12 protein-coding genes (1 of these 12 running past the window's edge) are annotated in these 13,364 nt (G+C 71.3%); 8 read left to right on the top strand and 4 right to left on the bottom strand.

What is annotated here, in order from left to right:
• The first annotated feature begins 209 nt into the window (after positions 1 to 209).
• Positions 210 to 1,886 (top strand): SpoIIE family protein phosphatase, encoded by a 1,677-nt coding sequence (locus OG417_RS00080; RefSeq protein ID WP_329247838.1) that lies wholly within the window; start codon positions 210 to 212, stop codon positions 1,884 to 1,886.
• Between the two features lie 659 nt (positions 1,887 to 2,545).
• Positions 2,546 to 3,307, top strand: a complete 762-nt coding sequence (locus OG417_RS00075; RefSeq protein WP_329247835.1) for a C40 family peptidase — start codon at positions 2,546 to 2,548, stop codon at positions 3,305 to 3,307.
• 188 nt (positions 3,308 to 3,495) lie between these two features.
• Here OG417_RS00075 and OG417_RS00070 read toward each other — a convergent pair whose 3' ends face one another.
• Positions 3,496 to 3,981 (bottom strand): GbsR/MarR family transcriptional regulator, encoded by a 486-nt coding sequence (locus OG417_RS00070; protein WP_329247833.1) that lies wholly within the window; start codon positions 3,979 to 3,981, stop codon positions 3,496 to 3,498.
• An 83-nt stretch (positions 3,982 to 4,064) separates the two neighbouring features.
• Here OG417_RS00070 and OG417_RS00065 point away from each other — a divergent pair, with 83 nt between their 5' ends.
• Together OG417_RS00065 and OG417_RS00060 are read left to right on the top strand one after the other, a co-directional pair.
• Complete coding sequence (locus tag OG417_RS00065) at positions 4,065 to 4,982, top strand: ABC transporter ATP-binding protein (RefSeq protein WP_329247830.1); 918 nt, start codon at positions 4,065 to 4,067, stop codon at positions 4,980 to 4,982.
• Positions 4,979 to 6,574 (top strand): ABC transporter permease, encoded by a 1,596-nt coding sequence (locus OG417_RS00060; RefSeq protein ID WP_329247827.1) that lies wholly within the window; start codon positions 4,979 to 4,981, stop codon positions 6,572 to 6,574. Before OG417_RS00065 ends, OG417_RS00060 begins: the two co-directional genes overlap by 4 nt.
• Positions 6,575 to 6,653: 79 nt before the next feature.
• On the opposite strand, the gene OG417_RS00055 is transcribed toward OG417_RS00060, so the two are convergent.
• On the bottom strand, positions 6,654 to 7,109 hold the full coding sequence (locus tag OG417_RS00055) for a MarR family winged helix-turn-helix transcriptional regulator (RefSeq protein ID WP_329247824.1): 456 nt from the start codon (positions 7,107 to 7,109) through the stop codon (positions 6,654 to 6,656).
• An 81-nt stretch (positions 7,110 to 7,190) separates the two neighbouring features.
• On the opposite strand from OG417_RS00055, the gene OG417_RS00050 reads away from it, so the two are divergent.
• Positions 7,191 to 7,370 (top strand): hypothetical protein, encoded by a 180-nt coding sequence (locus OG417_RS00050; protein WP_329247822.1) that lies wholly within the window; start codon positions 7,191 to 7,193, stop codon positions 7,368 to 7,370.
• Here OG417_RS00050 and OG417_RS00045 read toward each other — a convergent pair whose 3' ends face one another.
• Positions 7,371 to 8,078: an FMN-dependent NADH-azoreductase gene (locus tag OG417_RS00045; protein ID WP_329247820.1), complete on the bottom strand. Its 708-nt coding sequence runs from the start codon at positions 8,076 to 8,078 to the stop codon at positions 7,371 to 7,373.
• A gap of 113 nt (positions 8,079 to 8,191) precedes the next feature.
• Between OG417_RS00045 and OG417_RS00040 the strand changes: the two genes are divergently transcribed.
• The 3 genes from OG417_RS00040 (at position 8,192) to OG417_RS00030 (ending at position 11,574) form a co-directional block, all read left to right on the top strand.
• Entirely contained in the window at positions 8,192 to 9,079 is an 888-nt protein-coding gene (locus OG417_RS00040; RefSeq protein WP_329247817.1) for a sigma-70 family RNA polymerase sigma factor, read from the top strand.
• Between the two features lie 86 nt (positions 9,080 to 9,165).
• Positions 9,166 to 10,380, top strand: a complete 1,215-nt coding sequence (locus OG417_RS00035) for a PP2C family protein-serine/threonine phosphatase (protein WP_329247813.1) — start codon at positions 9,166 to 9,168, stop codon at positions 10,378 to 10,380.
• Between the two features lie 66 nt (positions 10,381 to 10,446).
• Positions 10,447 to 11,574 carry a hypothetical protein gene (locus OG417_RS00030; RefSeq protein WP_329247810.1) on the top strand — a complete coding sequence of 376 codons (1,128 nt, stop codon included), beginning with the start codon at positions 10,447 to 10,449 and terminating at the stop codon, positions 11,572 to 11,574.
• Positions 11,575 to 11,613: 39 nt separating this feature from the next.
• Here OG417_RS00030 and OG417_RS00025 read toward each other — a convergent pair whose 3' ends face one another.
• On the bottom strand, positions 11,614 to 13,364 hold the 3' portion of the coding sequence (locus OG417_RS00025) for an FHA domain-containing protein (RefSeq protein WP_329247807.1). It continues 583 nt past the right edge of the window; 1,751 of the gene's 2,334 nt are visible here — the last part of the coding sequence; its start codon lies off the right edge, out of view; the stop codon is at positions 11,614 to 11,616.

Here is a 13,364-nt window from a genome sequence, read left to right as displayed (position 1 = left end):
CCGGACGGCACGCCGAGGACCGTCACCCGCGTCTGGATATAAACTCGCAGGTCAATCCCGATTTTCTGCATTGATTACTGCATGTCCGGCCGAGGGGGGCGTCGGTGGGCAGACCGAAACCAGGCATGGGAAAAGACCATGATTCGACGCGTAGAGCGACCGAGCCGTCGCTTCTTGAATCTTCTCCTCGTATCAACCCCGAGCTGGACGTGCTGTTCGACCAGTCACCGGTCGGCATGGTCTTCCTCGACCGCGAACTGCGCGCCAGGCGCACCAACGCGGCGTTCCGCCAGCTGATCGGCCTCCCGGACGAGGCGATCATCGGCCGCCGGCCTTCGGAGGTCGACGACCTGTCGATCAGGTACTGGGCAACCACTCGACCAATACACTGGCGGACCTCGGACGGTACGGCCTGGGACGAGCGCACTCTCGGCGAGCAGGTGATAGACAGAGGCGTTCCCGTGATCAACATGCATGTGGAGTGGATCAGAGCAGGCAAGCGCCGAATCCTCTCCTGGTCGGGGTACCGGGTGACAGAGAACGGCCGGGTGCTCGGGGCGCTGCTCTGCTTCCTCGACTTCACCAACCATGCGCAGACGATCACGCAGACGCATGCCCGGCTCGACCTGCTCGAGCGGGCCGGCAGCCAGGTCGGGGCCACGCTCGATATTCACCACACGGCCCGGGAACTCGCCGACCTGGCCGTGCCCGAACTCGCCGACCGCATCTCCATCGACCTGCTCGACCAGGTTCTACAGGGGGAGACGCTTCCCCGCACCAGCTCGGACGCCCTGCGGTTTCGCCGGGTGGCTGCGCGCGACTCCGCAGCGAGCGCCAAGATCAGGTACGAGGTGGGCGATCTGGTCACCGTGCCGGTCACAAGTCCACTCGTCGTGGCGCTCCTGCGGGGAACGTCCCTCCTGGTGCGGAACCCTGCCGAGGTGCGCGGGCGTTTCTCCGACACGCCCGCCGTGGTGGAAGCCTTCCTCGCCCGGGGAGTGCACACGTTGATGGTGGTGCCGCTGGTCGCCCGGGGCGTCACCTTGGGGGTGGCCTCGTTCTTCCGGGCCGAACACCCAGAGCCGTACGGCGAGGCCGATGTGCGGCTGGTCGGCGACCTGGCCTCACGCGCCGCGGTGTGCATCGACAACGCCCGCCTGTACACCCGCGAGCACAACACGGCGGTCACCTTGCAGCGCAGCCTGCTGCCCCAGCACATCCCGCAGGTGCCCGGGCTGCGGATCGCCCACCGCTACGAGCCCGCCACCCAGACCGCGGAGGTGGGCGGCGACTGGTTCGACGTCATCCCGCTGGACACTGGGCAGGTCGCGCTGGTCGTCGGTGACGTCACCGGCCACAGCATCCACGCCGCAGCGCTCATGGGTCAGCTCCGCACCACCACCGCGGCCCTGGCCCGCCGCGGGTGCCCACCGGAGGACATCATGCGGCAACTCAGCGGCGTGGCGGCCGACCACGACGACGAGATCGGCGCCACCTGCCTGTACGCCCTGTACGACAGGGAATCCCGGCGTTGTCGCTTCACCAGCGCCGGGCACCTCCCGCCCGCACTCCGCCACCCCGGCGGCAGCGTGGAATTCATCGATGTACCGGGCGGAATGATGCTCGGCGTCGGTCCAAGCCGTTACCCGGCCACCGACATCGAACTCCCCGAAGACAGTGTGCTGGCCCTTTACACCGACGGGCTCGTCGAACGCCCCGGCCAGGACATCGGCACCGGCATGTCCGACCTGGCCCGCACCCTGACCGCCAGCTCCGCACGATCACTGGACCAGCTGTGCGACAGCGTCCTGGCCGGCCTCGGAGCCGGCGCCCGGGATGACATCGCCCTGCTGCTCGCTCGCACCACCGCCGGGACGGCCCGCTGATCCACGCCCGGACCCCGGCCGGCGCCGAGGCCAGGACCATCCGGGTCACCCTGCCGCCCAGTGACCCCGGCGCTCCGCCGCATCGTCACCCCGGGCCGGTCTTCGGCCATGTGACCCAGGGCGAGATCCTCTTCGAGCTGGAGGGGCAGCCGCCCCGTGTAGGGCCCCTCAGCAGGCTTGGCATGGTGAGGGTGACCGTCACCGGGGTCTGTCATGGTGAAGGGAAAGGCCCCCTCAGCGGGATGTGTCGTGGTGAAGGGTCCCCTCAGCTGGGCCTGGCACGGTGAGGGTGACCCTCACAGCCCGTGAGCTGGCGGTCTGCCCGGCTCGGCGGATCGTCGTGGTGCGGGCGTGGCGACGCTTGGGCCTGCGGTTGTTCACTTACGGTGACGTCTCGGTGTCGAAGATCGCGGGAACGGTTCCGCGCTTTGATCGGCGCCGGGAGCGACCGTCGCTCCCCGGTCATTTCACGCGACCATTCGGGGGATTTCGTGTTCGTTCGTCTTGTCATCGTCTCCGCCGGGATCAGCGCCGCAGTGGCGGCGATCGGGCCGCCCGCATCGGCCGCTCCGGTAGCCAGGTCGGCCGCTTCGGCAGCCGCGCCGGCCGCTCACGTAACCGCGCCGGCGTGCCGGGTGCTCGCGCCGGGTGCTTCCGCCGTGGCGCAGCGCGCCGTTGCCGCCGCCTGCGGTCAGATCGGGGTCTGGTACTCCTGGGGCGGTGGTCACGGCAGCGGCCCCGGCCCGACGTTCGGCCACTACGACGGCCACGATCCCGACAGCAGGCAGGACGGGCAGCGCCGGGGCTTCGACTGCTCCGGCCTGGTGCGTTACGCCTACTACCGGGCGACCGGCGGCGACATCCTGAACGGTGTCGCCGACGCCCAGTTCCACACGGGCCGTGCGGTCGCGCGGTTCTCGCCGGGGCAGGGGACCGGGCCGCTGCTGCCGGGTGACCTGATGTTCTGGGGCCGCGGGCACATCCACCACGTCGCGATCTACCTCGGCGCCGGGCAGATGGTGGAGGCCTACGAGTCGGGCACCCACGTCCGTACGGCTCCGGTTCGGCTGGGCGGTGACTACGCCGGCGCCGTGCGGATCGGCGGGGGCGGCGGAACGCCACCTCCGGCCGCGGGCCGCCACTGGGTGGAGACGTTCGCGGCGGCGACCGGCTACGCCGGGCCCAACACCGCCGAGCCCCGGGGCGTGCTGAACAAGGGCCGCAACTACGTCTACTGCAAGGTCCGGGGCGCGAGGGTCGGGAACGACCGCCAGTACAACCACTGGTGGCTGCGGACCGACCTGGACCACGCGTTCCCCGGCAAGAGCGGGCGCGGCGCGTACGTCTCGGCCTACTACCTCGCCCGCTGGGGCAACGACGAGGCCAAGGACGTGAACGGCGCCGTCATCCCGAACTGCTGAACCCACCACGCGGATCGGCCTCGTACGGACCGGCCTCGTACGGACCGGCCTCGTACGGACCGGCCTCGTACGGGCCGGCCTCGTACGGGCCGTCCCGTGTGGGTCGGTCTCGGGTGGGTCGGTCTCGGGTGGGTCGGGCCGGTGGAAACCGGTCCGTGCGGGTCAGCCTCGGGAGGGCCGTGGGGAGGTCAGCCGTCGGCGGGGAGGCGTTCGGCCTTGGCCTTCTGCCACTTGTCGATGAGATCCCGCAGTTCCTCGTTGATGAACTCGAAGAACGCCAGTGAGGTGGCCATCCGCCGGCCGGCCGGAGTGTCGGCGCCGAGGACCTCGATACCGTCGCGGGCGCTGGTGATCCAGCGCATGATGATCTCGTCGCGGTTGACGATGGCCTCGTACCAGGAGTCGTTCTCGACCACGAAGACGTCACGCCGCGACCCCGGCTCGCGCTCGCGCCGGATCATGTTGAACTGGATCAGGAACCGCACCGCGCCGGACACGGCCGCGGGGCTGACCTGCAGAAGCTTGGCGATCTCGGCGGCCGTGAGCCGACCGGAGTCGGTGCCGTGCAGCACGGCGAAGACGCGAGCGGCCATGCGCGGAAATCCGGCGTCGACCAGGGCGGACGCGAACCGCTCGACGAACTGCCGTACCGCCTCGGGATCCCGCTCTGCCAAACCGTAACTCCTTAGTAGACGCAAGTATCCTATACGGTTTCACTGTCTTCACGAAGTTGTGAAACTAGTGTACCTTCAGCAACATGACAGACGCCATATCCGTATCCGGCCTGGTGAAGAACTTCGGCCGGACCCGTGCGCTGGACGGGCTGGACCTCTCCGTCCAGACGGGCGAGGTGCACGGCTTCCTGGGCCCGAACGGCGCGGGCAAGTCGACCACCATCCGCGTGCTGCTGGGCCTGCTGAAGGCCGACGCCGGCGAGGTGAGCCTGCTCGGCGGCGACCCCTGGCGCGACGTCGCCACGCTGCACCGCCGCATCGCGTACGTCCCCGGTGACGTCACCCTGTGGCCGAACCTGTCGGGCGGCGAGGTCATCGACCTGCTCGGGCGGCTGCGGGGCGGGCAGGACGCCAAGAGGAAGGCCGAGCTGCTGGAGCGGTTCGAACTCGACCCGCGCAAGAAGGGCCGGGCGTACTCCAAGGGCAACCGCCAGAAGGTCGCGCTCATCGCGGCGCTCGCCTCCGACGCCGAGCTCCTCATCCTCGACGAGCCGACCTCCGGGCTGGACCCGCTGATGGAAGAGGTCTTCCAGCGGTGCGTACAGGAGGAGCGGAACAGCGGCCGTACCGTCCTGCTGTCGAGCCACATCCTGTCCGAGGTCGAGGCGCTCTGCGACCGGGTCAGCATCATCCGCAAGGGCCGTACGGTCGAGTCCGGCTCCCTGGCCGACCTGCGCCACCTCACGCGCACCTCGATCTCGGTCGAGCTGGCCAACCCCCCGGACGGCCTGGCCGACCTGCCCGGCGTCCACAACGCCAAGATCGAGGGCAGGCGCGTGAGCCTGGAGGTCGACACCTCCCAGCTGGACGGCGTGCTCGCGCGGCTGACCGAGGCCGGCGTGCGGAGCCTGATCAGCCGGCCGCCGACGCTGGAGGAGCTGTTCCTCCGCCACTACGAGGACGAATCGGTCGCGGCAGACGAATCGGTGGCGGCCAAATGAACGCGCTCGCGGGCACCGGCCTGCTCACCCGGCTGGCGTTCCGCCGCGACCGCGTCGTGGTGCCCTTCTGGATCTACCTCCTGGGCATCACCGCGATCGGTACGGCCTACACCAGCCGGGCGGCCTTCAGCACACTGGCCAAGCGCGCCGACTTCGCCGCGTCGGTGAACAAGAACCCCTCGATGCTGGCGCTGTACGGCCCGGTGCAGGACGCGTCGATCGGCTCGGTGAGCCTGTGGAAGGTCGGCGGGATCGCCGCCGCCCTCGTCGGCGTGGTCAGCCTCTTCCTCACCGTGCGGCACACGCGGGGCGACGAGGAGTCGGGCCGCCTCGAACTCGTGAGTGCCGGCGTCATCGGACGCTACGCCGCGCTCACCGCGGGACTCATCACGGTGGTGACCACCGAGCTGGTGCTCGCGGTGCTCGTGAGCATCGGCCTTGTCGCGCTGGGCCTGCCCACCGCCGGGTCGATCGCGTTCGCGCTCGGCTGGTTCACGATCGGCCTGGTGTTCGCCGCCGTCGCGGCCGTCACCGCGCAGCTCACCACGACCTCCCGTACGGCGAGCGGGCTGGCCATCGCGTTCCTGGGCCTGTGTTACCTGATCCGCGCGGGCGGCGACGTGGGCGGCCACGACGGCCCGACCTGGCTGCTGTGGCTCTCGCCGTTCGGCTGGATGTCCCACCTGCGGCCGTACGCGGGAGACGACTGGTGGGTGATCGTCCTTCCGGTGGCGTTCTCCGCCGTCTGCGTCGCGGTGGCCTTCGCGCTGGTGGGCCGGCGTGACATCGGCGCCGGGCTGCTGCCCGACCGGCTCGGGCCGGCCGAGGCGGGCGCCGGCCTGGGCGGTCCGCTCGGGCTCGCCTGGCGGCTGCAGCGCGGCTCCCTGTTCGCCTGGGCCGCCGGTTTCGCCGTGTACGGCGCGGCGATCGGCGGTGTCACCGAGAACGTCGAGGACATGATCGGTGGCAGCAGCGGCCGCGACGTGCTCGAGAAGCTCGGTGGCGGGCAGGGGATGGTCGACGCCTTCACGAACGCGGCGATGAGCCTCATGGCGCTGCTGGCCTCGGCGTACGCGGTGCAGGCCGTGCTCCGGCTGCGTTCGGAGGAGACCGGCCGGCTCGCCGAGCCCATCCTGGCGACGAAGGTCGGCCGGGTCGGCTGGGCGCTGGGCCACGTGCTGTTCGCCGTCGTCGGGCCCGCGGTCCTCATGGCCCTGGAGGGCGTCATGGTGGGCCTGGTCCACGGGCTGCGCAGCCACGACCTGGGCGACCAGTTCCCGCGGATCTTCTGGAGCGCGATCGTGCAGCTGCCGGCGGTCTGGGTCATCGCCGGGATCACGGTGGCGCTGTTCGGCTTCGCGCCGCGCCTCGCCGTGGCGGCCTGGGGCCTGCTCGGGGTGTTCTTGCTGCTGGGCGAGCTCGGCCCGCTGCTGGAGCTCAAGCAGTGGGAGATGGACCTGTCACCGTTCACCCACGTGCCGAAGCTGCCGGGCGCGCCGATGCGGACGATGCCGGTCGTATGGCTGATGGCGGTCGCGGGGCTGCTGACCGCGGCCGGCCTGGTCGCCTTCCGGCGCCGCGACCTGAGCTGAGGGTGCCGCCGGTGGGCCGGTCGCGGGTGCGGCCGGCCCACCGGGCGTACGGCGCTGGTCCGGTCGCGCGGCCGGCCGGTCAGCGTACGGCGTTCTTCGCGGCGGCGATGAGCCGGGTCAGGACGCCGCGCAGGTGCTCCAGCTCGGTGATCTCCATGCCGAGCCGCTGCACGACGGTGGGCGGGATCTTCTCCGCCTCCGCGCGCAGCGCGCGGCCCGCGTCGGTCAGCGTGACGGCCAGCACGCGCTCGTCGCCGCTGTCGCGCCCGCGCCGGACGTATCCACTGGCCTCCAGCCGCTTGAGCAGCGGAGACAGTGTGCCCGGGTCGAGCTGGAGCAGCCCGCTGAGCTCCTTGACCGACAGCGGTGACCGCTCCCACAGCGCGAGCATCACCAGGTACTGCGGGTGGGTCAGCCCCATCGGCTCCAGGAGCGGCCGGTAGACCGCGATGACGTTGCGCGACGCCACCGCGAGCGCGAAGCAGACCTGGCGTTCGAGCGCGAGCGGGTCATCGATGTCGCGAACGTCACTCACGGAGGCCTCCGGGTACGGCGGAATGTTCCCTACTATAGTTGGTGCACAAATCATTAGGGTACAAATTCGCTCGGAGGGCCCATGGCTCGCAGGTCGTTCGAGGAGCGGATCGCCGCGCGGCAGGCCGCTCAGGGCCCGCTCAAGGAGGGCCGCGTCTTCGAGCACGGTCCGGCGAAGTTCCTGTTCGTGACGCTGATCATTTTCATCTTCGTGATCCACATCGGGGGCCTCATCGTCATGATGGCGATGGGGATGCACTGATCACGCCCGCTCCGCCAGCTCGGTGACCGCCGCCCGTGCCGCCGCCAGCGAGCGGTCCGCCACCGGCTGGAGGTGGGCCAGGTCCGGCACGAGCCCGGCCAGCGTCATCTCGGCGTGCACGAACGCCAGGTCCTTCTCGGCCACACCGAGGTTGGTGAAGTAGGTCCGCAGGTAGGGCTCCTGGAAGTCGAACCCCTCGCGCGGCGTGCCCGGCCCGTACGCCCCGCCCCGCGCGGTGACCACGACGACCCTCGTGCCGCGCAGCAGGCTCTCCCCGCTGTCCGGGTCGGCGTACGCTCCCGGGAAGGTCACGCGGTCGATCCACGCCTTGAGCGAGGCCGACACCGAGAAGTTGTACATCGGGCCGCCGACCAGCACGGTGTCCGCCGCCAGCAGCTCCTCGACCAGCGGCAGGGTCAGCGCCCACTCGCGTTCCTCGGCCGCGCTCTCCACCAGCGACGGGACCTTGGCGGGGGAGACGTAGCCGTGCCGTTCCACCCGCCGGCCCAGAGCGCAGTAGGCCGGGGTGATCAGCGGTACGGGATCGGCGGCCAGGTCGCGGTACCGGTACTCGGCCCCGTCGTGCCGCTCCCGCCAGGTCCGCGCGAACAGCGAGCTCAGCCGTCTGCTCACCGAGTCGCCGGAGTGGCTGGAGTCCAGGTGCAGCAGGCCGCTCACGTTCTTGGTTCCCGCGCTTCGCTCGCTCATCGGGGTCCCCCATAGGATGGGCTGCGCCGCGCCGCGACGTTCTCACAGCGGATCATCAGTGTTTCTCCTCTCCAGTCACCGCTATGACGACGCCCGACGCGGAAAGGTGACCCATGGAGACCGAAGTACGGCTGGCGGAGCGGTTCGACGCCGACCGCGGCCATCTGCGGGCGGTCGCGTACCGCATGCTCGGTTCGCTCGACGAGGCCGACGACGCGGTTCAGGAGACCTGGCTGCGGGCCTCCCGTACGGACATCGGCGAGATCGCCAACGTGACGGGATGGCTGACCACGATCATCGGCCGGATCTGCCTCGACATGCTCCGGGCGCGGCGCCGCCGGGGCGAGGAGTTCACGGACGAGCCGCTCGCGGCGACCGCGCCCGGCGCCGGCCCGGAGGAGGAGGCGGTGCTGGCCGAGTCGGTCGGGCTCGCCCTCCTCGTCGTGCTCGACACGCTCGGACCCGCCGAACGGGTCGCGTTCGTCCTCCACGACCTGTTCGCCGTGCCGTTCACCGAAGTCGCCGCCATCCTGGAGCGGTCGCCGGTGGCCGCCAAGAAGCTGGCGAGCCGCGCCCGCGGGCGGGTGCGCGGCACTCCGGCCGTCCCCGCCGCCGACCTCATGCGGCAACGCGAGGTCGTGGGCGCCTTCCTCGCCGCCTCCCGCGCGGGTGACCTGGAGGCCCTTCTCGCGGTGCTGGCCCCCGACGTCGTACGGCGGACGGACCGCGTGGCGCCGGGTGGCGAGGCCGAGGTACGGGGAGCGCGGCGGATCGCCGAGGAGACGCTCACCAACACGGCCCGGGCACGCGTCGCCGCCCTGGCGCTGGTGGACGGCGAGGTGGGCCTCGTCGTCGCCCCGCGCGGCCGGCTGTTGCTCGTCCTGCGGCCGAAGGTCGACGGCGACCGCGTCACCTTCGTCGACGTCATCGGCGACCCGGCTCGGCTGCGTGGGCTGCGGATCGCCCCGCCGCCCGGACGCGACATCGAGAACAGTCGATAGCGGACGGTGACGACTCGATTGTCGACCAGTATCAAAACGCAGGGCAGGGCGCAACGGTACGTATGCGCACCACTTACGCTTGTCAGGTGACAACTTCTCCCGGCATCGGGCCTGAGGCGGAGCGGCTGCGGCAGATCCAGTCGATCACCGACACGGCTCTGTCCCTGATGACGAGTGAAAAGCTGCTGGACGAGCTGCTGGAGCGCGTACGCGAGATCCTCGACGCCGACACGGCGGTCGTCCTGTTGCTCGACCCGTCCCGTACGCGGCTCGTCGCGACCGCCGCGAGAGGGCTGGAGGAAGAGGTACGCCAGAGCGCGGTCGTCCCGGTCGGCCGAGGATTCGCCGGACGGGTGGCGGCCGAGCGGAGGCCTGTCCAGCTCCAGACGGTCGACACCGCACACGTGGTCAACCCGCTGCTGGTGCAGCGCGGTCTCCGCTCGCTGCTCGGTGTGCCCCTCGTGGCCGGAGGCGACCTGGTGGGCGTGCTTCACATCGGCAGGTTCCGCGCCGGGCGCTTCACCGACCACGAGGTCGAGTTGCTGCGGCTCGCCGCCGACCGGGCCGCGCAGGCGGCACAGTCCCTGAGGACGAGCGGGGAACGCGCGGCGGCGGGCGCGCTCCAGCGGAGCCTGGTACCCACGGCCCTTCCCGACATCCCCGGCGTCGAGATGGCGGCGCGCTACAGCCCGGGTGTCTCCACGGTCGGCGGAGACTGGTACGACGTGTTCACCCTTCCCTCCGGTGATCTGGGAGTGGTGATGGGCGATGTCGCCGGGCACGGGCTGAACGCCGCGGTGGTGATGGGCCGCATGCGCAGCGCCCTTCGGGCGTACGCGCTGGAGTTCAGCGATCCGGCGCAGGTCCTGGACAAGCTCGACCGCAAGATGCAGCACTTCGAACCCGGCGCCATCGCCACGGTGGCGTACGCCGTGTGCCATCCGCGGCTGGAGTGGGCAAGGATCGCCTCGGCCGGGCACTGGCCGCCGGTCCTGGCCGCCCCGGGCGGACCCGCCGTGCCGGTCGATCTGCCGTCCGGTGTCCTCATCGGACTCGATCCCGACCCGCAGCGCATGGCGGCCACGGTGAAGATCCCCGCCGGCGGCCTGCTGTGCTTCTACACCGACGGGCTCATCGAGCGCCGGGACGTCTCGATCGACACGAACCTTCGCCGGCTGTGCGACTCGATCGTGCCGGGTCCCGCCGAGGCGGTCTGCGCCGCGGTGATGTCGTCCCTCGTCGGTCGCGACATCGTCCCGGATGACGTCGCCCTGCTCGCCCTGCGCCGCCTGGACGCGTAGTCGCCGCTCGCGTCGATGTTCATCGCTGGTCGATAAGTGGGGAAACGTCGCTTATACGATCGCGTGATGATCGTTCGGATTCTCGTGGCGGCGGCGGCCGTGGCGGCCCTGACGGCGTGCGCGGACGAGGGCGGCTCGGAGCGCCCGGTCGCCTCACCGCACGGCTCCGCGCCGAGTGACGGGGTGCCGGACGGCGGGTTGCCGACGCCGTCCCTGAGCCCCGGGCCGGCGAAGTGGGACCAGGCCGCGGAGGCGGGCGACCAGTCGAGCCTGAACAGCGTCATCGCGGTCGGTCCGGCCGAGGTCTGGGCGTCCGGCTGGCACCACGAGATCGATCCGCTCATCCTGCGCTGGACCGGCGAGCGGTGGAGTCAGGCCCCGTTGCCCTCCGGCGCGAGCGATCACGTCGACCTGCTGGCCGCGTCGAGGGCGGGGCAGGTGTGGACGTTCGCCGGCGGGCGGGCGTGGCGCTGGACCGGCGGATGGTCGAGCGTGGGCGGTACGGTCGGCGCTTCGAACAACCCGGTGGACGCCGCGGCGGTGGCCGGCCCGGACGCGGCGTGGGCGGCCGGAGGCGGCACCCGGCACGGCAAGCCGGCCTTCCTCCTCCACTGGTCGGGCGGGAAGTGGTCGCCGGTCCCGCTGCCGCCTCAGGCCGAGATACATGCCATGGACGCCCGCTCGCCGGACGACGCGTGGGCCGTGGGCACGACCGACGGCCGCGTGATGACCATGCACTGGGACGGCGACCGCTGGACCAGTGTGCCGGCGCCGCCCTCGGCCGCCTGGGGATCGCTGGAGAAGGTCGTCGCCGTCAGCGCGAACGAGGTGTGGGCGGCAGGCTCGACCGGCGGGCGCACCTCCCAGGCGATCCTCCTCCGCTGGGACGGCCGGGCCTGGCGTCCGCAGCCGATTCCGTCGGGCATCAGCGCGTTCACCGTCCTGGCGGCCGACCGGCACGGCGGTGTCTGGACCAGCATCAAGCCCGACGACCGGAGCGGGGATTCGGACGTGCGGACGCCGATCGCCCACTTCGACGGCCGTACCTGGCTGAGCGAGACCGTCCCCGGCAACCCGCCAGGCGCGTGGGTGGAGGACATGGCGTGGCTGCCGAACACGAATCGCGCCGTCGCCGTCGTCGACACGCCGGACATGGAGGAGGACAACATGGGCTACGCCTGGATGCGCCACTGACCGCGACCCCGCCCGGGCCGGGTCTCCGTCGAGGGCCGGTCAGAGCCGGGTACGGCGCCCGGGGCGCAGGCGTTCGAGGCACCACCAGGCGATGGCGAGGAAGGCCACGCCGAGGCCGGCCAGGACACTCATGTCCTTCACCCACGCCGCCCGCGAGTGCCGCCAGAGCGCGTCGGGCGGCGTGTTGTGCAGCGGCGGCTGCAGGTGGTTCAGGTCGACGGTCGCGGCGGTGGCGGCCATGCCCCAGCGTGACGGTGCGAGCCAGGCCAGCTGTTCGAGCCCGAGCTTGCCCGGCAGTGCGACCAGCGCGCCGCACAGGATGACCTGCGCGAGCGACACCAGCACCAGCAGCGGCATGGTCTTCTCCGACGTGCTCACCGCGGCCGAGATGAGCAGGCCCATCGCCATCGACACGATCGCCAGCCCGGCCATCGCGAGGATCAGTTCGAGGAGCGGTGAGGTCACCGCGCCGTGCGCGGGCATCCTGCGGCCCGTCATGCCGATGACGACCAGCAGCACGGCCTGGACGCCGGTGATCAGGCCGAGAATAAGGATCTTGGACAGCAGGTAGACGCCCGACGACAGTCCCGCCGCGCGTTCGCGCCGGTAGATGGCGCGCTCCTTGACCAGCTCGCGTACGGCGTTGGCGGCGCCGACGAAGACCGCGCCGATGACCAGCGTCAGCAGCAGCGAGGCGGCGTCGGCGTTCTTGCCCGGCGGCCCGGCCAGGCCGTACTGCGCCGGCACCGCGCGGATCAGCGCGCCGACCACGACCGGCAGGATGCCGAGCACCGCGAGGTAGCTGCGTTCGGAGCCGATGACGGCCAGGTAGCGGCGGCACAGCGTGCCGAGCTGGGCCAGACGGCCCTGCCGGCGCGGCGGCTTGGACGGCGCCGGCACCTCGCGCCTCCGCCCGCCGACCCCGCCGTCGAGACCGGACACGACGTACTGGGCGTACATCGGCGAGACCTGGAACTCGGTGGCCCAGTCGCGGTCCGGCTCGCGGTCGAACGCCTGGAAGACCTCCGCCCAGCTCTGCTTGCCGAAGAACGTCAGCCCCTCCGACGGCGGCCCGTAGAAGGCGACCCGGCCGCCGGGGACGAGCACGAGCAGCCGGTCGCAGGTGTCGAGGTTGGCGACGCTGTGCGTCACGACGACGATGGTGCGGCCGTCGTGCGCCAGGTCGCGCATCATCTCCATGACGGACTTGTCGAGCCCGGGGTCCAGGCCGGACGTCGGCTCGTCCAGGAACAGCAGCGACGGCTTGGTGAGGAGTTCGAGCGCCACGCTCACGCGCTTGCGCTGGCCGCCGGACAGCCGGTCGATGCGCGTCCGTGCGTGCGGCGTCAGGCCCAGTTCTTCCAGGACCTCGTCCACCCGGCGGTCGCGTTCGGCCGCGCTGGTGTCGCCCGGGAACCGCAGCTCCGCGGCGTACCGCAGCGCCCGCCGCGTGGGCAGCTGGGTGTGCAGGATGTCCTCCTGCGGCACCAGGCCGATGCGGTGCCGCAGCTCCGGGTAGTGCGTGTAGAGGTCGCGGTGGTCGTACTGGACGCTGCCCTCGGTGGCCGGGCGGGTGCCGGTCACCGCGCCGAGCAGGGTGGACTTGCCCGCGCCGCTCGGACCGATGACCCCGACGAGGCATCGCTCCGGGATCGGGAAGCTCACGTGGTCGAGCAGAACCTTGCCCTTGGCGGTCCGTACGAGGAGATCCTGGGCGATCAGCGAGATATCGCCGGTGTCATCGAATTCGCGAAGTTCATCCTCGACGAGGCGAAAAGTTGCGCGACCGA

The organism is Actinoallomurus sp. NBC_01490 (assembly GCF_036227085.1).
Taxonomy (GTDB): Bacteria; Actinomycetota; Actinomycetes; order Streptosporangiales; family Streptosporangiaceae; genus Actinoallomurus; species Actinoallomurus oryzae.
This window is presented reverse-complemented; position numbering and strand designations above follow the sequence as displayed.